This is a genomic window from Streptomyces sp. NPDC015661 (assembly GCF_043077765.1).
GTDB lineage: Bacteria > Actinomycetota > Actinomycetes > Streptomycetales > Streptomycetaceae > Streptomyces.
In genome coordinates, this window is the sequence record NZ_JBIBST010000022.1 from 1 (window position 1) to 16,381 (window position 16,381).

The following is a 16,381-nucleotide window of genomic DNA, read 5'->3' on the forward strand; positions in this document are numbered from 1 at the left end:
GGAACGACGCGACGACATCCACGAAGCCTTCCTCGGCCTCGCTACCTGCCTCATCACCCACCGACACGTCCAACGCCTTTGTTAGGACCTCTAAGCGCAGATGCGCTTGAAGGCACTCGCACCCGGTCGGGCACGGAACCTCACCTCATGCCCTGCATCGTCGGTGAAGACGGCCTCGGTCTCGGATTCCAGCGTCATCGTGCCGCGCTGGGTGGGGTTGTCCCATCCTTCGGGCGGGTTTCCCGAGCCGTCGGAGAGCGGGGTCTCCGCTTCGAAGTACGTCGAGCCGATACGGGCCTCGCCGATTCCGCAGTGCGTAGAGAGGTCGAAGGGAATCGTCCGGACGGACGGTGTCGCCCGGACGGCTACTGCGCCCTCTTCGGCCTTGGCACAGCCCGTGAGTACCCCCGCAGCCAGCGCGAGGGCGAGGATGATCTGCCCAGTTCTCTCAGCCATGGCCCTTCGACGCGCGCGACAGGTCGACGGTTCCGCACCTCGCGGCTGCAGGTCACGCGGAGACCGGCGCGAAGCGACGTCCATCGGCCCGGGCGGCCCAACCGGTGCCGGCAGCCCTTTCGAGGGCCGGTCTACCCTTGCGTCGTGACATGGAACGAAGCTGAGTACCTCGACTACCTGGAGTCCGAGCGGCGTTGCTACGCATGGGTCATGCAGCATCACGGCGGGCTGACGGCGGACGAGGCCAGTGGGGCCGCCCTGGAGCATTACCCGTACGAGCCGGCGGAGGTGCCGTTTCGCGGGCTGGTCTTTCACGACGAGGCGTGGCACTGGGCGATGCTGGAGATCCACGGCGACCGGTACGTGGTGGAACACCCCGGGCTGGTACAGCCGTCACCTGACTACCGAGCCCTTGGGTAGCCCGTCAACGAACGCGTTCGACCACCGCTGCGGTCCTCGCGACGCCGGCGTGAAGGACCCCAACGCGTACGGCACGCTACCCGCCTGCTTACCGCCGGGGGCCTCGGTCGATGCGGTCGTCGCCGAGACCCCTGGCGCTGGGCGCCGCCGCAGCGGCTACGGCGCTGCGGGGACGGTGTCCTCGAAGGTGGTCGCCGCCGCCCGGTACGTGGCGACCTTCGCGGCCACCTGGGCCGGAGTGAGGACCTGGTCCTTGACGTGCAGGACGTAGTCGACCTTCTGGTCGTAGGAGCGCGGGGTGGTCGAGGTCTGACCCGCCAGGTCGATCAGCCACTGGTTGAAGTTGAGGGACATGGGGCGTTCGGGGAGGTAGCGGGCGTCGTGACGGCCGAACTCCTGGCCGTCGATGTAGTAGACGATCGCGTTGTCGTCGATGGTCAGGACGAGGTCGTGCCAGCCGTCGTAGCTCGTGCGGGACTCGGAGTGCTGGTTGACGGCCTCCCAGGGGTCGGGCCGGTAGGTCTCCCACGAGGTCGTGTAGAGGATGTTCGCGGGCTCGCCCCAGCCGCCGTTGGGGAGGTACTCGAAGTCGTACTCGGCGTAGTCGTCGGCCATCGGGGCCTTGAGGTCGTTGATGGTGAAGAAGGTCTGGACGAGGTGGTCGCCGTCCGGGCCGGATGCCGGCGCGTCGGAGAAGCGCACGCGCGCCGCGTACGTGCCGTTCTTGAACTTCGTGGCCCTGGTGAGGATCTCGGTGTGCCTGGTGGACTCGCCGGTGCCCGCGGTGGAGGTCCGCAGGTTCATGATCGAGTTGGTGCCCTCCTTGGCGAAGGTGACGTTCTCGGGGGCCCAGGTGGCGCCGGGCACACCGGGACCGCCGGAGTTGGAACGCACGCTCCAGCCGTGGGCGTCGATCGCCGGGTCCGTGTGTCCGGTGTAGTCGAAGTCGTCGAAGAGCGCGGCGCCACCGGTGGGCGGTGGCGTGGTCGGGTCGGTCGGCGTCGGGGTGGGTTCGTTTCCGGTGGGGGCGGTGCCCCAGGCCTGGATGCCGGCCACTGTCGCGGTGACCTTGTCCCAGTCGGCGTACGTGGTCTGGTTCGGGCCGAAGGAGTAGTCGTCGTTCTGGTTGAGCGGCTGCCAGTTGGAGCGGTAGAAGCGCAGCTGCATGTCTCCGGTGTCCGCGCCGGGGGCGAGCGAGCCGGCGCCGGCGGTGAAGCCGACCTCGAGGTAGCGGTCGGCCGTCGCGGTGGGGTTGGTCAGGGTGCCGAAGGTGCCGGTCAGGTTGGCGCAGCCCTTGACGGCCCAGGAGCAGGCGTAGGTGTACGAGGCTCCCGCGTCGGCCTTGAAGTAGTAGCGCACCTTGACCTGGCTCAGCGGGATGCTCGACGTCCCGGTGTTGACCACCTTGAGCCAGGGCTCGGCCTGGTCGCTGCCGGTGGCGCTCTGCCGGTACTGGACGGTCACGGCCTCGCCGGTGGCCGCCGCCGGGAGCGCGGTGAGGGCGGTCGCGCCGAGCCCGGTCATCGCGGCGACGGCGAGCGCGGCTCGGATCCGCGGGCTCCTGGCCGTTTTCCGGTCGCTCATGGGGATTCCTTTCCTTCGGTGGGGGTGAGTCGGCGCGGCACCCCGAGGGTGTCGAGCCGGGTCCTGTGGTGGCGGAGGCGCTCCTGGAAGCCGGGCCAGTCGTGGCGGCCGGTCCAGACGACCTCCGCGAGGGCGCAGAGCCGGGGGAAGGTGAGGTACTCGGCGTGCGCCGCGGTCGGCACGTACTCGGTCCACAGCTGGGCCTGGGAGCCGAGGACCCGGGCGGCCTCCTCGGGGCTCCAGTCGGCCGGCGCCGGGTCGTTGCCGTGGACGGCGCGCAGGTCGACGATCTCGCCGGCCTGGCCGGGCGGCTCCTCGGGCCCGGCGGACTGCGGGTAGTCGAGGTACGTGGTGCGGTGGGGGGCCATGACGACGTGGTGGCCGCGGCGGACGGCGGTGCGGCCGTGGTCGAGGTCGCGCCAGGGCATGACGGTGAAGTACGTCGGGAGGTCGGCGCCGTTCTCGGTCCAGCTCAGCGGCCGTCGGCCGGCATCGAGGAGGTGGCGCCCGATCCGCTCCATGAACCAGCCGTGGAGGGCATCGGGCCCCGGCAGCCCTTCCTCGGCCGCCCGTCGGTGGGCGGCCGAGGAGGCGTGCCATTCGGTGGTGGGGCACTCCTCGCCGCCGATGTGGACGTACGGGGAGGGGAAGACGTCCATCACCTCGTCGAGGACGGTGCGGCAGAAGTCGAGGGCCTGGTCGTGAACACCGAGGATGGTGTCGCACACGCCCCACTGGTCCCAGACGTCGTAGGTACGGCCGGGGGTGTTGCCGAGTCCGGGATAGGCGGCGAGGGCCGCGCGGACGTGCCCGGGCATCTCGATCTCGGGCACGACGGTGATGCCGCGTTCCGCCGCGTAGGTCACCAGGCCGGTGAGTTCGGCGCGGGTGTAGGCGCCGCCGTGGGGTGCTCCGCCGACCTCGGTCAGGCGTGGGAGGGCGGGGACCGGCATGCGCCAGCCCTGGTCGTCGGTGAGGTGGAGGTGGAGGACGTTGAGCTTGTGGAGCGCGAGGAGGTCCACGTACCGCCGGAGGTAGGAGACGGGACGGAAGCGGCGGGCGACGTCGAGCATGGAGCCGCGCCAGGGGAAGCGGGGTCTGTCGGTGATCTGCACACACGGCACGGACCACATGACGCCACCCACCGGTGCGGCGGAGAGGGCCTCGACGGGCAGGAGTTGACGGAGGGTCTGGATTCCGGCGAGCAGTCCCTGGGGGCGGGCGGCCCGCAGCAGCACCCCCTCGGTACCGACGGTGAGTCCGTAGCCCTCCTCGCCGAGGCCGGTGAGGGCGGGGTCGAGGGCCAGGACGACGGAGCCGTCCGGGCGGGCGGGCAGGAGCAGTCCGGTGGCGGGGCCGAGCAGGGTGCGCAGCAGCCGGGCCGCGCCTTCGGCGCCGGGCGAGATCCTGAGCGCGGTCGCCGCGTCGAAGGTGAAGCTGCCGGGCAGGGGCACGAGCTGGGTGGGGGCGGGGACGAGTCGGGGCGGGGGCATGGGAGGCGTCATCCCTTCACGGCTCCACCGGTCATTCCGGCGGCGACCCGGCCCTGCAGGACCAGGAAGAGGAGGAGGACGGGCAGGGCGAAGAGGGTGGAGGCTGCCATGGTGGCGCCCCAGTCGGTGCCGAAGACGTTGGAGAAGGACGAGAGCCAGACGGGCAGGGTGCGGTCGTCCTGGTCCTTGATGATCAGCATGTTGGCGAAGGCGAACTCGTTCCAGGCGGTGATGAATCCGAAGAGCGAGGTGGCGAGCAGCCCGGGGGCGAGCAGCGGGAGGGTCACCCGGCGGAAGGCCCCGGCGCGGGTGCAGCCGTCGACCTGCGCGGCCTCTTCGAGCTCGGCCGGCACGGCGGCCAGGAAGGAGCGGAGGGTGACGATGGTGAAGGGCAGCGTGACCATGAAGTAGATGAGGCTGAGGGTGGTCAGGCGGTCGAGCAGGTCGGCGTCCCGGGCGATGACGTACATCGGGATCAACAGCGCTTCCCAGGGCGCGACTTGGGCGACGAACACCATGAGGATGAAGCCGCGGCGGCCACGCCAGCGCATCCGGGCGACGGCGAAGGCGGCGGCGAGCGCCACCACGAGCGCGAGCAGGACGCAGCCGGCGGTCACGAGCAGACTGTTGCGCCAGAAGATCCAGAACCCGTCCGCGGCGACGGCGTGCCGGAAGTGCTCCAGGGTGACGGACACGGGCAGGAAGTGCGGCGTCTCGGACTGGATGTCACGGGTGGGCCGGAAGGCCGTGAGGACCATCCAGTACACGGGGAAGACAGCGAGGACGAAGACGAGCGCCGCGGCGGTGTTCAGGGGAATGCGGCGCAGGGCGCGCGGTGTCACCGGTCGGCCTCCTGTCGGAGCATCTGGCGGAAGTAGGCGATCAGCGCGGCCACGAGGAGCAGGACGGTCAGGGTGGAGACGGCCGCCCCGAGGTCGTAGCGGTGCAGGGACTGCGCCACCCGGTAGGCGTAGACGGGCAGGGTGGTCGTGGCCTGGCCGGGTCCGCCCTTGGTGACGGCCCAGATCTGGGCGAAGCAGCGGAACACCCAGATGATCTCCAGGCAGAGGACGAGTCCGAAGATCGGCCGCAGGAGGGGGAGGGTGACCGAGCGGAAGATCCGCCAGGCGCCGGCGCCGTCCAGCCGGGCCGACTCGTACAGCTCGGCCGGGACGGTCAGCAGTGCCGAGTGCAGCGTGACGGCGGCGAAGGGCACCGACTGCCAGACCACGAGGAGCACCAGGACGGTGAAGGCGGCGGGGCCGTCGGCCAGCCACGAGTACCCCTCGAAGGATTCGAATCCGAGGTGTACGAGTACCCAGTCGACCACTCCGAGGCGGGAGGCGAAGAGCCACTGGAAGACGGTCGTGGTCGCGATGACCGGGCTGGCCCAGGCGAGGACGAGTCCGCTCGTCACCAGGATCCGCATCCGCCGGCCGAGTCGTTGCAGCATGACCGCGACCAGGGTGCCGATCACCATGATCAGGACGACGTTGGCCAGGGTCCACCAGAAGGTGCGCCGCACGACCTCCCAGAACTCGGGGTCGGCCAGGACGGTCCGGTAGTTGCGGAAGCCCACGAACCCGGCGCCGCCGCGGATGAGTTCGCCCATGCCGTACTCCTGGAAGGAGATCAGCAGATTGCGGACGAGGGGATATCCGAGGAGAAGTGCTCCGCCGAGGACGGTAGGGGCGACCAGGAGGTACGGCCAGAGGGCCGTCCCATGAGGGCGGATGGCGAGCCGAGGCCGGTCGGGATGGCTCCTCGGGCGAGGCCCTTCGGGATGATTCATCGGGCGAGGCCCGTCGGCATCGCTCCTCGGGCAAGGCCGGTCGGGATGGCTCTTCAGGCGAGGCCGGTCGGCATCGCTCCTCGGCCGAGGCCCGTCGGCATCGCTCCTCGGCCGAGGCCCGTCGGCATCGCTCCTCGGGCCAGGCCCGTCGGCATGGCTCTCTGGCCGAGGCCCGTCGAGGAATCTCACGAGCCCAGGGTCTTGGTGATGCTCCGGGACGCGGTCGCGGCCGCCCGGGAGGGATCGGTGCCGGTGAGAACGGCGGTCATGTACTGCTTGATCGGGTTGGTGGCCTCGACGGCAGCCCACTGCGGGGAGTTCGGTGTCGCCCGGCCTTGCGCCGCACCGGCGGCCATGGCGGCCGTTCCCGCGTCGTCCTGGATGACGTGCGCGAGGGAGGTCCGGTTGGGGACGTAGCTCATCGTCCTGGCCATGTCCGTCTGCCACTTCTCGCCGGCCAGTGCCTTGACCACCCGGTAGGCGGCATCGGGGTGTGTCGAGGCCTCGGGGACGATCAGGTCGGAGCCGCCGGTGAAGACCGCGCCGGGCTTGTCCGCCGACTTGCCGGGGATGGGGAAGAAACCGAGCTTGCCCTTGAGGGCGGGGTTGATCTCCTCGACGATCTTCGCACCGCCGGGGACGGCGATGATCTGGGCGACGTCGCCCTTGGCGAAGACCTCGGCCTGCGGGGGCTTGGCCTCGTCGGAGTCCTTCGGGCCCTTGCCGAGGGCCTGGAGCTGCCCGTAGAAGTCCATGCCGGCGAGGGCCTGCGGCGTGTCGAGCGCGCCCTTCCACGTCTTGCCGTCCTTGACGGCGAGGTCACCGCCTGCCTCCCAGACGAAGCCGGAGAGGGTGTACCAGTTCTGGCCGGGGAGGTAGATGCCCTGGGTCTTGCCGTGATTGAGCTTGGCGGTGGCGGCGAGCCATTCGGCCTGGGTCTTCGGCGGCGCGGTGATGCCCGCCCGGGCGAAGAGGTCCTTGTGGTAGATGACGACGCGGTTGGCCGCGTACCAGGGGATGCCGTACTGCCTGCCGTCGACCTTCCCGGGCTCGGCGAGCCCGGGCAGCCAGTCGGTGCCGCCCAGTTCGGCGGTCCTGGCGCTCAGGTCCCGTACGCCGCCGCTCGCCGCGTACTGCGCGACCTGGGTGTTGCCCACCTCGATGACGTCGGGGGCGTCCTTGCTGGCGAGGGCGGCCGTGACCTTCTCGCCGATGCCGTCCCACTCCTGGATCTGTATGTCGAGATCGATGTCCTTGTGCTCGGCCTCGAAGCCGGTGCGGAAGCGGGTGAGGAAGGCGTCGGTGACGCTGTCCTTCATGATCCAGACGGTGACCTTTGCCGGCCCCGAGGAGGCATCGGGGTCACCGGACCCGCTGCATGCGGTGGCCGCGAGGGCTACGGCCGCCGCGAGGGCGACGCTTCTGGCGAGAGGACGAGTCTTCACGGGCACCTCGATCGGTAGACGATGGGCAGACGAATGGGAAGTTGACCAATTGGTAAGGTGGTCGGGTGTGTGACCAGAAGGTGGCACGGACCGCCTGAGCCGTCAATCCCCCTAAAAACATGAGCTGTTCACTGACTGAAGGCCAACACGTCCGGCTACGATCGGGCTTACCAGTTGACCAGTCAGGAGAATCGCATGAAGGGCAGCTCCTCCAGTGGAGTGCTGAAGAGGGAGCGGGTACGGGAGCACCTGCTGGGTCTGATCGAAGCGGGCCGCCCGGGCGACCCCATTCCGTCGGAGCGCACCCTCTGTGCCGCCCTCGGCGTCTCCCGCCCCACCCTGCGCGCGGCCGTCGACGGACTGGTGGCCACGGGGGCGCTGGTGCGGGAGCACGGACGCGGCATGTTCGTCGCCCCTGCCAAGATCGTCCAGCAACTCGCGCCCGACGAGGCGGCCTTCGGCGTCCCCCGCGCCTCGGGCAGCTGGTCCAGCACCGTCCTGGAAGCCGCCACCGTCCGGGCCGGTGCCCGCATCGGCCGCCGGCTCCGCCTCTCCCCCGCCGCCGAACTGCTCTACGTCGCCCGGCTCCGGCTCGTCGACGGCGCGCCGATCGCCATCGAGCACCTGCACATCCCCGCGGACCTCGTCGGCGCCGCGCTCACCCCCGAAGAGCTCGAAGCGGGCGACCTCTACGACCACCTGCGGGAACACCATCAGGTCCGGGTCCGGGAGGCGACGCAGTCCATCGAACCCACCGTCGTCAGCGAGGACGAGGCCGCGCTCCTGGGCATCCCCGTCCTCTCGCCCGCGCTGCTGATCGAGCGCCTCACCCTCGACGCCGCCGGGCGCCCCGTCGAGTACGTCCATTCGGTCTACCGGGGCGACCGCTACCGCATCGTCTCCCGTCTCGACTTCACCCGCGACGGCCTCGTGACCTCCTCGACCGAGGGGGATGCATACTGACCTGCGGCGTACGGCACACCGGGGAGGGGACGGCATGGAGCTCAAGCGGGAACGGGTACGGGAACATCTGCTGAGCCTGATCGACGCCCGCCGCGCCGGTGATGCCATCCCGTCCGAGCGCACGCTCTGTGCCGACCTCGGCGTCTCCCGCCCCACCCTGCGGGCCGCGGTCGACGAACTGGTGGCCACGGGCCTGCTGGTACGGGAGCACGGACGGGGCATGTTCGTCGCACCCGACAAGATCACCCAGGAGCTGGTCGCCGAGCACCACACCGCCGGCGCGCCCCGGAGCCGGGGCACCTGGACGAGTACGGTGCTCGCCCTCCGTACCGTACGGGCCGGAGCACGGATCGGCCGCAAGCTCGCGCTCTCCCCGGCGGCGGAGCTGGTCCACGTGACCCGCCTCCGGTACGTCGACGGCACTCCGATCGCCCTGGAGCACCTGCACGTCCCGGCCGACCTGGTCCCCGGTCTCACCGCCGCCGACATGGAGGGCGGCTTCTACGCGCACCTGCGCGAGAAGCGGGGCATCCGACCGGCCCGCGCCGTCCAGTCGATCGAGCCGACCGTGCTCAGCGAGGAGGAGGCGGCGGTCCTGGACGTGCCGGTCCTCTCACCCGCGCTGCTCTTCGACCGAATCACCTCCGACGCGGCCGACAGACCCGTCGAGTACGTCCGCTCCCTCTATCGCGGGGACCGGTACCGCATCGTCTCCCGGCTCACCGTGGGCGATCGGCTCTCCGACCATCCGGTCTCCGACCATCCGACGGCGGAGACCCCCCGGTCCGGGGCGTGGTGGGGGACGGTGGAGTGACCGCGGCGCGTTCGTGAGGATCACGGTGCGGTCGGCACGGCACCGGACACGCGAGGCCCGGCGCCGGTGACGATGAGGGAGACGTTCTGGCCGCCGAAGCCGAAGGAGTTGCTGAGCACGGCCTCCTGGGGGATCTCCCGTCGCTCTGCGACGACGTCGAGGTCGATGTCGGGAGCGACGCCGGCCGCGGAGAGGTTGCGGGTCGGCGGGATGACGCCGTGCTTCACGCTGAGGACGGCGATGAGCGCCTCGATCGCGCCGGCGGCGCCGAAGAGATGGCCGAGTGCCGCCTTGGGGGCTGTCACGGTGGCGCGGCCGAAGACCTCCCTGATCGCGTGCGCCTCGGCGACGTCGCCGACCGGAGTTCCGGTGGCGTGCGCGTTGATGTGGCCGATCTGCTCGGGCGCCAGACCGGCTTGCGCGAGGGCCTTGCGCATGGCGGCGGTCTGACCGGAGCCGTCGGGCGCGGGCGCCGTGATGTGGTGGGCGTCGGCGGCGATGCCGGCGCCCGCGAGTACCGCGTGGACGCGCGCGCCTCGGGCGGCGGCGTGTTCGGCGCTTTCGAGCACCATGACGGCGGCGCCTTCGCTGAGGACGAATCCGCTGCGGTCCGCGGCGAACGGCCGGGAGGCTGAAGCGGGTTCGGCCGTGTGCCGCGACAGCGCCTGTGCCTGGACGAAGCCGGCGACGGTGATCGGGGTGATGGCGGCCTCGGTTCCGCCCGCGATGACGACGTCCGCCTCGCCGGCGCGGATGAGCCTGGCTCCCAGGGCGATCGCCTCGGCACCGGAGGAGCACGCCGAGACGGGCGTGTAGACCCCCGCCCGTGCGCCGTATTCGATGCTGACCAGCGCCGCCGCCGCATTGGGCATGAGCATCGGGACCGTACGTGGTGAGACGCGCCGAGTCCCGGCCGCCTCCAGTGCGTCGTCTTCCTTCAGCAGTGTCTGTACGCCCCCGATGCCCGTGCCGATCGCCGATGCGAGCCGGTCCGGGTCCACCTCGGGGGCGCCCGCGTCGTCCCAGGCCTCGGCCGCCGCGGCGAGGGCCGCCTGCTGCGAACGGTCGAGCCGCCTGGCCTGCACCGGCGGCAACGACTGGGCGGGGTCGATCGCCATCGTCCCCGCGACGGTGTCGGGAAGGCCGGCGCTCTCGTGGCCGGGCAGGACGCCACAGCGGATGCCGGACGCGCCGGCCAGCAGGGCCTCCCAGGTGGACTGCACGTCTCCACCCAGTGGCGTGATCGCGCCCAGTCCGGTCACGACGACTTCGGTCCGGTGCATGCCCCTGAACCTTTCTTGTATGCGATACAAACGAACGCTCATTGTTGTATCACATACAATTCGGGGGTGGAGAAGAAGCGAACCGAAACCCGATCAACGCCGGCCCGGTCGCGTGACCGCGGTCGCGCGACGAGACACCGGCTGATCGAGGCCACCGCACAGCTCTGCGAGGAGCGGCCCGGCGCCGAGCTGAGCGTCGCCGAGATCGCGAACGCGGCAGGCGTCTTCCCCAATCAAGTGACCTACCACTTCGGCTCCAAGGACTCGCTGCTCGTGCACGCCGCCTTCCTCGGCCTGCTGCACGACGCCCGACGGATCGAGCGCATCGGCCGCCAAGCCTCCGACGCGGCGACATTCCGACGCAACATCGCCCGCGCCGTACTGGCCATGCCCTCGCTGCCCTCGGTCGCGCGAGCACTCGCCGCCGGGATCTCCAAGCCCGAACTCGCCCCCGTCATCGACCGGCACCTCCAGTTGCTGTTCCGGCAGTCCGAGCGCTTCGTCGGCCGGCTCATCGACAGTCGCGGCTGGAGGACCCGTCGACCGCTCAGCGTGGAGACCAGGACGTTCTGGAGCACCGCCCTCGGCGCGGTACTGCTCGTCCGCGCGGGTGCACACGGCACCAACGCCGACCTCGACCTCGCCGGAGCACTGACCATCCACGACGAACCCGAGGACGGATAGGACCTGTCGCGAGAGTGGATCTTGTTCGTCGGTGATCACGCCCTGTGGGGCGCGGGGCCTGACGGACGGCCAGTGGGCCCGGCTTGAGCCGATGCCGTCTCGGGGTATCAAGCCGGACCATTCGCAGACAGCTCGCCGGTCTGCCGAGTGCATCGGACGTGGGCCGGTCGAAACACTGCAGCCGCCTCCGGGTAACGTACGTCCCTTCGGGCACCGTCGGGGCCTGGAGTCCAAGAGGTGAACGGCCGATGACGTCTGACGAACTGTCCGTCGTGTGGAGCTTGCCCCCTGAGGACGCCCGAGCCGGGTGGCGGGCCTTGTGCTGGAGCGCCGGACCGAGTGACGTACTCGCGGTGCTACTGGTCCAGGAGCAAAACCTGCGCCATTCCTCGCATATCAAGGGATGGGTGGGATGGAGCGTGGAGGCTCCGTGTGACGGGGTCCTGGTCGTGGTGGCGGGCGGGGTGGAGCATCGCACCTCCGTGACCGGCATACCCGCGTGGACCGGCCACCTGGCTCTCCTCCCGCGGTCACGGTTCCTGCTGGCGTCAGGTCGCACGTTCCAGGACCAGAACGGGACCTGGGAGAGAAACGCGGTCGTGTACTCCGGCGATGGACAGCCGGTGAGTCACTTCTGCGTCGGTGACGACATCGACTACATCCTCACCGACCGCGACGGCGGCATCTGGACCTCGTACGGTGATGAGGGCATCTACGGAGGCCACCCGGAGTCAGGGGCCGGCCTGGCCCGCTGGGACGCCGACGGTACCCACACCTGGGGCCCTCGAGGACGCCTTCCCATATGGCCCCTCGGCGGAAACGCTGCCGCCACCGAGGACGCCGTCACCTGGCTCGCCTGGTACAGCCACAAGGGTGCCTTCCTCTCCCGGGTCGACCCCGCCACCGGCGACATCACCAACTACCGCAACCCCCTGAGAGACACCGACGGCATCGCCGTTCGCGGCACCCGGATGCTCCTCACTCGCCGCTTCCACAACCGTCCCAGCATCGAACTGAGCCGCGCGGAGCTCGTCGACGATGCCTGCGTGATCACCGCCCAGGAGACGCTGCGACTACCGGGACCAGTGGTCCTGCGCTGCGCCCAGGGCCGCGACGGCGTGCTCTGGCTTCGCGCCGGTGACAGCTGGATACTCCTGGAAGCTTGAGCCATCAAGGCCCGACCACCTGGTCCCGCGACCGAAATGCCGGCTGATCGACGGCACGGTGGCGCGTGAGCCGGTTGCGCGACGGGTCGGAACCCTCAGGACGAGCCGCGGGCGGTCCACAGCTCGGTCAGGAGCGCCTCGTCCGGGCCGAGGTCCGTCCAGGTGCCGTGCCAGGCCAGGACGGCGAGCGCGCAGGTCGGGAACTTGGTCCGTACGCGATCCAGCGCGTCGTCGACCGAGTCCCCCGCGAGCAGCATGACCAGGTCTTCCAGGCCCGGGTTGTGCCCGACGATCAGCAGGGTGCCGACCTCGTCGGGCACGTCGTGGAGGACCTCCAGGAGATCCTGTTCGTCCGCCCCGTACAGCCGCGGGTCGTGGCGGGTCGCGACAGGGCGCTCCAGTTCCGCGGCGGCCAGTCCCCAGGTCTCGCGGGCCCGCCGGGCCGGGGAGCACAGCACCAGATCGGGCAGCCCGCCGCCCTCCGCCAGGAAGCGTCCGGCCGCCGGGGCATCGCGCAGGCCGCGCGGGCCGAGAGGGCGGTCCCGGTCTGGTACGCCCTCGGGCCGGGCGCTCTTGGCGTGTCTCAGGACGAACAGTCGGCGCGGCCCGGAATCGCCGGACCGCGTGGGCCCCGGAGCCTCGGCGGGCGAAGGAACCTCGGCGGGCGAGGAAACCTCGGGGCGCTCAGCAGTCCCGCTCGACGCAGGAGCCCCGGCGGGATCAGGAGTCAAGGCAGGCGCAGGAGTCCCGGTGGGGTCGGGGGCCTCAGTGGACGGTGGCACATTCCTGAGCGTAGGGGGTGCGGCGGCTGTCGGCCATGGACGTCACGGATACGTCCGTACGTCGTCGTTGTAGTCGCGGGCCCGGTCCCGTACGACCTCGGGCAGTGTGTCCGCCGCCAGATCGGCGAGGGTCGTGCTCTCCAGCACCTGCCGCAGGCTCGTCCGTACGGCACGCCACACGTCCGGCATGCAGGCCGCCGCGCCCTGGTACTCCAGGCCCGTCAGTTTCAGGTCCCGCACGCTGACCAGCGGTCCGTCCATCGCTCTGATGACGTCGGCGAGGGTGATCTCCGCGGGCGGACGGGTGAGGCTGTATCCGCCGTCGGGGCCGCGCACGCTCCGTACCAGGCGTCCCTGTCTCAACTCGCTGAGCACGACGAAGAGGAAGCGGACAGGAATGTCCTGGCGCCCGGCGATTTCCTCGGCCTTGAGGGGCCGGTCCGGGGAACAGGCCAACTCGGCCATGGCCCGGATGGCGTAGTCCGTTCGTGCTGAGATCCTCACGCACTCAATGTCTCACGAGTGACGGGACCCTGACCTGCGGCGGTGTGTTGCGGACTCGTCAACGGCGATCCGGCGTGGCGGTGTTGTCCTGAAGCGGCGTTGTCAGTGCACTTTGTTCATCGACATAGTGAACATTGACCGTGCAGTGCCCGCCCCTGGTTCGGAGGTATCCGTGGTGTCCGAGGTGTCTGTGGTGTCCGAAGGGCTTGTCCATTCCCCGGCGTCCGCCGAGACCTCCCCTCCGCGTCCGACCGTGGCCGTCGTCGGCGCGGGCGCGGCGGGTGCCCTCGTCGCCGTCCAGCTCTGCGAGGCGGCCGCCCGGCGCCGTACTCCGCTGGATCTGGTCCTCGTCGACCCCGCGCCGGAGGCAGGACGGGGTGTCGCGTACGCCACCGAGGTCCCCGAGCACCGGCTCAACGTGCCCGTGGGCGGCATGAGCTGTTACCCGGACGACCCGGGTCACTTCCGGCGCTGGCTCTGCCGGCACGGCGAACCCACCGTCACCGCGGCGGACTTCGCCTCCCGGTACCGCTACGGCTCGTATCTCGCCGACACCCTCGGGCGTGCCATCATCACGGCACACGGCACCGTGTCCGTGCGCCGGCTGCGCACCAGGGCGATCGGGTGTGCCGACGCGGCCGGTGGGCGGATGGAGCTCCGGCTCGCCGACGGCGGCACGGTGACGGCGGACAGCGTGGTCCTCGCCACCGGGCCCGCGGCAGGCCGGGCGGCTTGGGCCCCGGCCGAGCTCGTCGCCTCCGAAAGGTTCATCGCCCGCCCCTGGGCGCCGAGGGCGCTGGACGCCGTGGGCGAGTCGGACGACGTGCTCCTCGTGGGCAGCGGTCTCACCGCCGTCGATCTCGCGCTCGTCCTCGACCGGCCCGGCCGTACGGTGCACGCCGTGTCCCGCAGTGGGCTGCTCCCCCAGCCGCACGCCCTCGCCCCGCTGCCCCCGGTGGCACCGCCGCCGGGACTCGTCGGTCTCCCGTTCCCTCGCCTCCGCAGGGAACTGACGCGCCACTTCGCCGCCACCCGCCGCGTCCACGGCGACTGGCGGCCCGCACTCGACGGGCTGCGGCCCGAGATCGTACGGCTCTGGGAGGGCCTCACCGACGAGGACCGGGCGGAGTTCCTCGGCCGCGACGCCACCCTGTGGAACGTACACCGCCACCGGATGGCGCCGTCCACCGCCGAGACCGTCGCCCGGGCGCACGCCGCCCGCCGGCTGCGCGTCCACGCGGGCCGGGTCGCCGCGGTGGCGCCGGGAGAGGACGGTGGCCTCGTCGTCTCCCTCGCCGACGGCCGTGTCCTGCGGGTGGCCTGGGTGGTGGACTGTACGGGGCCGGGGCTGCGGGCCGACGCCGGCGGTGACCCGTTGTGGAGCGGGCTGCTGGCCGACGGCATGGCCGTACCCGGGCCGCTGGGCATCGGTGTGTCCACCGACAGGGGCCGGCTGGTCGCCGCCGCGGGCCATCGCGAGCGGGCGCTGTTCACGCTGGGCACGTCGCGCCGGGGCGAGCTGTGGGAGACGACCGCGATCCCCGAGATCCGGAGCCAGGCCAAGGAGGTCGCCGAGGCCGTTCTCGGTCCGCTCGCCGGCGCTCCCCGGCCCGTGCGCCGCCGGCCCACCGACCAGTTCGGACTGCCGCTGTCCACCCATGCGGCGGCGGCCGCGTCGTACCGCTGTGGACTGGGCCGGGTGATCACCGTACGGGCGAAGGCGGCCGAGGCGTTCGCGCGCGCCGTCGAACTGGACCCCGGATTCGCGCTCGGCCACGCCGCCCTCGCCCTGCTCGGGCACGAGTGCGGAGCGGACGTCGACGTCGCGCGGGAGCTCGCGGACGCCCAGCGCAGTGTGCGCGAACGCGGGGACGAGCGCGAGCGGTCGTTCGTCGACGTCGTCACGCGACGCGTCACGGCGCACGAGGCGCAGAAGGGCGGGGCCGGTGCGGGGCTCGGAGCCGTCGACGGGGACGCGGCACTCGTGGAGCATCTGGGCCGTTTCCCCGCGGACGCCTTCGCTCTCGGCATCGCGGTCCCCACGATCGCCTTCTCCGGCGTCACCGACCTCGACGGCACCCTCGCCCTGGACTTGGTGGAGCGGACCGCCTCGGCCTACGAGGGGCACTGGTTCCACACCTCCCTGCTCTCCTTCGTACGGCAGGAGCAGGGGCACATCGAGGAGGCCGGGGAGCTCGCGCGGGCGGCACTCGCCGCGGAACCCGCCTCCGGCCACGCCGTGCACGCCCTCACCCACGTCCACTACGAGTCCGGTGAGCACCTCGTCGGGCGGGACTGGCTCGACGGCTGGATCGGCAGCCACGGGCGCGGGGCCGTACACCGGGCGCACTTCTCCTGGCACGTGGCGCTCCACGAACTGGCCCTCGACGACACCGCGGCCGTGCGCCGCCGGTGGTTCGCCCAGCTCGCCCCGGGCCAGGTGAACGGGGTCCGGGCGCTCGTCGACTCCGGATCCCTGCTGTGGCGGGCCCGCATGTCCCGGAACTGGACCGGCCGCGTCCCCGTCGACGGCGTACTCGACGCGGTCGCGCGCGACCTGGTCGAACGCCCCGCGACCGCGTTCACGGCCCTGCACAGCGCTGTCGCGCTCGCCGCCGCGGGCGATCTCCCCGCACTCCGCCGCCTGCGAGCCCACGCGGCCGGCGCGGACCCGGTGCAGCGGGAGGTCATCGTCCCGCTGTGCGGGGCGCTGGAGGCGGTGGTGGAGGAGGAGTGGGCCACGGCGGTACGGGACCTCCGAGGACTACTGCCCTCGCTGCGCCGTGTGGGAGGCAGCGCTGCACAGCGCGAGGTGATCGAGGAGACCCTGCTGTACGCGCTGGTGAAGGCGGGCCACAGCGACAAGGCCCGCGACCTCCTCGAACAGCGCCTCGACCGCCGTGCATCACCGCTCGACAGCCGCAGGCTGGCCGGGCTGAGCGGGTGAGGGAGGTCGGCTGGGTGCGCGGGTGACGGAGGGGAGGCTGGCCGGGGA

General features: G+C 71.4%; 15 protein-coding genes. 6 read left to right on the forward strand and 9 right to left on the reverse strand.

Translation table 11 applies throughout. The features are described from left to right. Positions 1 to 90: 90 nt before the first annotated feature. Positions 91 to 456, reverse strand: coding sequence for a hypothetical protein (locus ACF07V_RS37355; RefSeq protein ID WP_392160408.1), 366 nt, complete (start codon positions 454 to 456; stop codon positions 91 to 93). Positions 457 to 600: 144 nt separating this feature from the next. Between ACF07V_RS37355 and ACF07V_RS37360 the strand changes: the two genes are divergently transcribed. Continuing rightward, entirely contained in the window at positions 601 to 876 is a 276-nt protein-coding gene (locus ACF07V_RS37360; protein ID WP_392160410.1) for a hypothetical protein, read from the forward strand. A 156-nt stretch (positions 877 to 1,032) separates the two neighbouring features. On the opposite strand, the gene ACF07V_RS37365 is transcribed toward ACF07V_RS37360, so the two are convergent. The 5 genes from ACF07V_RS37365 to ACF07V_RS37385 all read right to left on the reverse strand — a co-directional run bounded on the left by ACF07V_RS37365 (position 1,033) and on the right by ACF07V_RS37385 (position 7,190). Continuing rightward, positions 1,033 to 2,460, reverse strand: coding sequence for a cellulose binding domain-containing protein (locus tag ACF07V_RS37365; RefSeq protein ID WP_392160412.1), 1,428 nt, complete (start codon positions 2,458 to 2,460; stop codon positions 1,033 to 1,035). Next, positions 2,457 to 3,953, reverse strand: a complete 1,497-nt coding sequence (locus ACF07V_RS37370) for a beta-N-acetylhexosaminidase (protein WP_392160414.1) — start codon at positions 3,951 to 3,953, stop codon at positions 2,457 to 2,459. Before ACF07V_RS37370 ends, ACF07V_RS37365 begins: the two co-directional genes overlap by 4 nt. A gap of 8 nt (positions 3,954 to 3,961) precedes the next feature. Then, the gene (locus ACF07V_RS37375) at positions 3,962 to 4,795 is read right to left on the reverse strand and encodes a carbohydrate ABC transporter permease (protein WP_392160416.1); all 834 of its coding nucleotides are present in this window, start codon (positions 4,793 to 4,795) and stop codon (positions 3,962 to 3,964) included. Beyond that, the gene (locus tag ACF07V_RS37380) at positions 4,792 to 5,745 is read right to left on the reverse strand and encodes a carbohydrate ABC transporter permease (RefSeq protein WP_392160418.1); all 954 of its coding nucleotides are present in this window, start codon (positions 5,743 to 5,745) and stop codon (positions 4,792 to 4,794) included. Before ACF07V_RS37380 ends, ACF07V_RS37375 begins: the two co-directional genes overlap by 4 nt. Before the next feature lie 185 nt (positions 5,746 to 5,930). After that, positions 5,931 to 7,190, reverse strand: a complete 1,260-nt coding sequence (locus tag ACF07V_RS37385; RefSeq protein ID WP_392160420.1) for an extracellular solute-binding protein — start codon at positions 7,188 to 7,190, stop codon at positions 5,931 to 5,933. 195 nt (positions 7,191 to 7,385) lie between these two features. Between ACF07V_RS37385 and ACF07V_RS37390 the strand changes: the two genes are divergently transcribed. Both ACF07V_RS37390 and ACF07V_RS37395 read left to right on the forward strand, forming a co-directional pair. Further along, complete coding sequence (locus ACF07V_RS37390; protein ID WP_392160422.1) at positions 7,386 to 8,153, forward strand: GntR family transcriptional regulator; 768 nt, start codon at positions 7,386 to 7,388, stop codon at positions 8,151 to 8,153. A gap of 34 nt (positions 8,154 to 8,187) precedes the next feature. Continuing rightward, positions 8,188 to 8,967, forward strand: coding sequence for a GntR family transcriptional regulator (locus tag ACF07V_RS37395; protein WP_392160424.1), 780 nt, complete (start codon positions 8,188 to 8,190; stop codon positions 8,965 to 8,967). 20 nt (positions 8,968 to 8,987) lie between these two features. Here ACF07V_RS37395 and ACF07V_RS37400 read toward each other — a convergent pair whose 3' ends face one another. Further along, positions 8,988 to 10,250, reverse strand: coding sequence for a beta-ketoacyl-[acyl-carrier-protein] synthase family protein (locus ACF07V_RS37400; RefSeq protein ID WP_392160426.1), 1,263 nt, complete (start codon positions 10,248 to 10,250; stop codon positions 8,988 to 8,990). A gap of 66 nt (positions 10,251 to 10,316) precedes the next feature. Here ACF07V_RS37400 and ACF07V_RS37405 point away from each other — a divergent pair, with 66 nt between their 5' ends. Together ACF07V_RS37405 and ACF07V_RS37410 are read left to right on the forward strand one after the other, a co-directional pair. Further along, positions 10,317 to 10,934, forward strand: a complete 618-nt coding sequence (locus tag ACF07V_RS37405) for a TetR/AcrR family transcriptional regulator C-terminal domain-containing protein (protein WP_392160428.1) — start codon at positions 10,317 to 10,319, stop codon at positions 10,932 to 10,934. A gap of 623 nt (positions 10,935 to 11,557) precedes the next feature. Further along, entirely contained in the window at positions 11,558 to 12,100 is a 543-nt protein-coding gene (locus tag ACF07V_RS37410) for a hypothetical protein (protein WP_392160430.1), read from the forward strand. 95 nt (positions 12,101 to 12,195) lie between these two features. Here ACF07V_RS37410 and ACF07V_RS37415 read toward each other — a convergent pair whose 3' ends face one another. After that, entirely contained in the window at positions 12,196 to 12,882 is a 687-nt protein-coding gene (locus ACF07V_RS37415) for a histidine phosphatase family protein (RefSeq protein ID WP_392160432.1), read from the reverse strand. A 42-nt stretch (positions 12,883 to 12,924) separates the two neighbouring features. After that, a complete protein-coding gene (locus ACF07V_RS37420; protein ID WP_392160434.1) occupies positions 12,925 to 13,386 on the reverse strand; it encodes an RrF2 family transcriptional regulator in 462 nt (153 codons plus the stop codon). Between the two features lie 253 nt (positions 13,387 to 13,639). On the opposite strand from ACF07V_RS37420, the gene ACF07V_RS37425 reads away from it, so the two are divergent. Then, positions 13,640 to 16,333, forward strand: coding sequence for an FAD/NAD(P)-binding protein (locus ACF07V_RS37425; RefSeq protein WP_392160521.1), 2,694 nt, complete (start codon positions 13,640 to 13,642; stop codon positions 16,331 to 16,333). Positions 16,334 to 16,381: the final 48 nt, after the last annotated feature.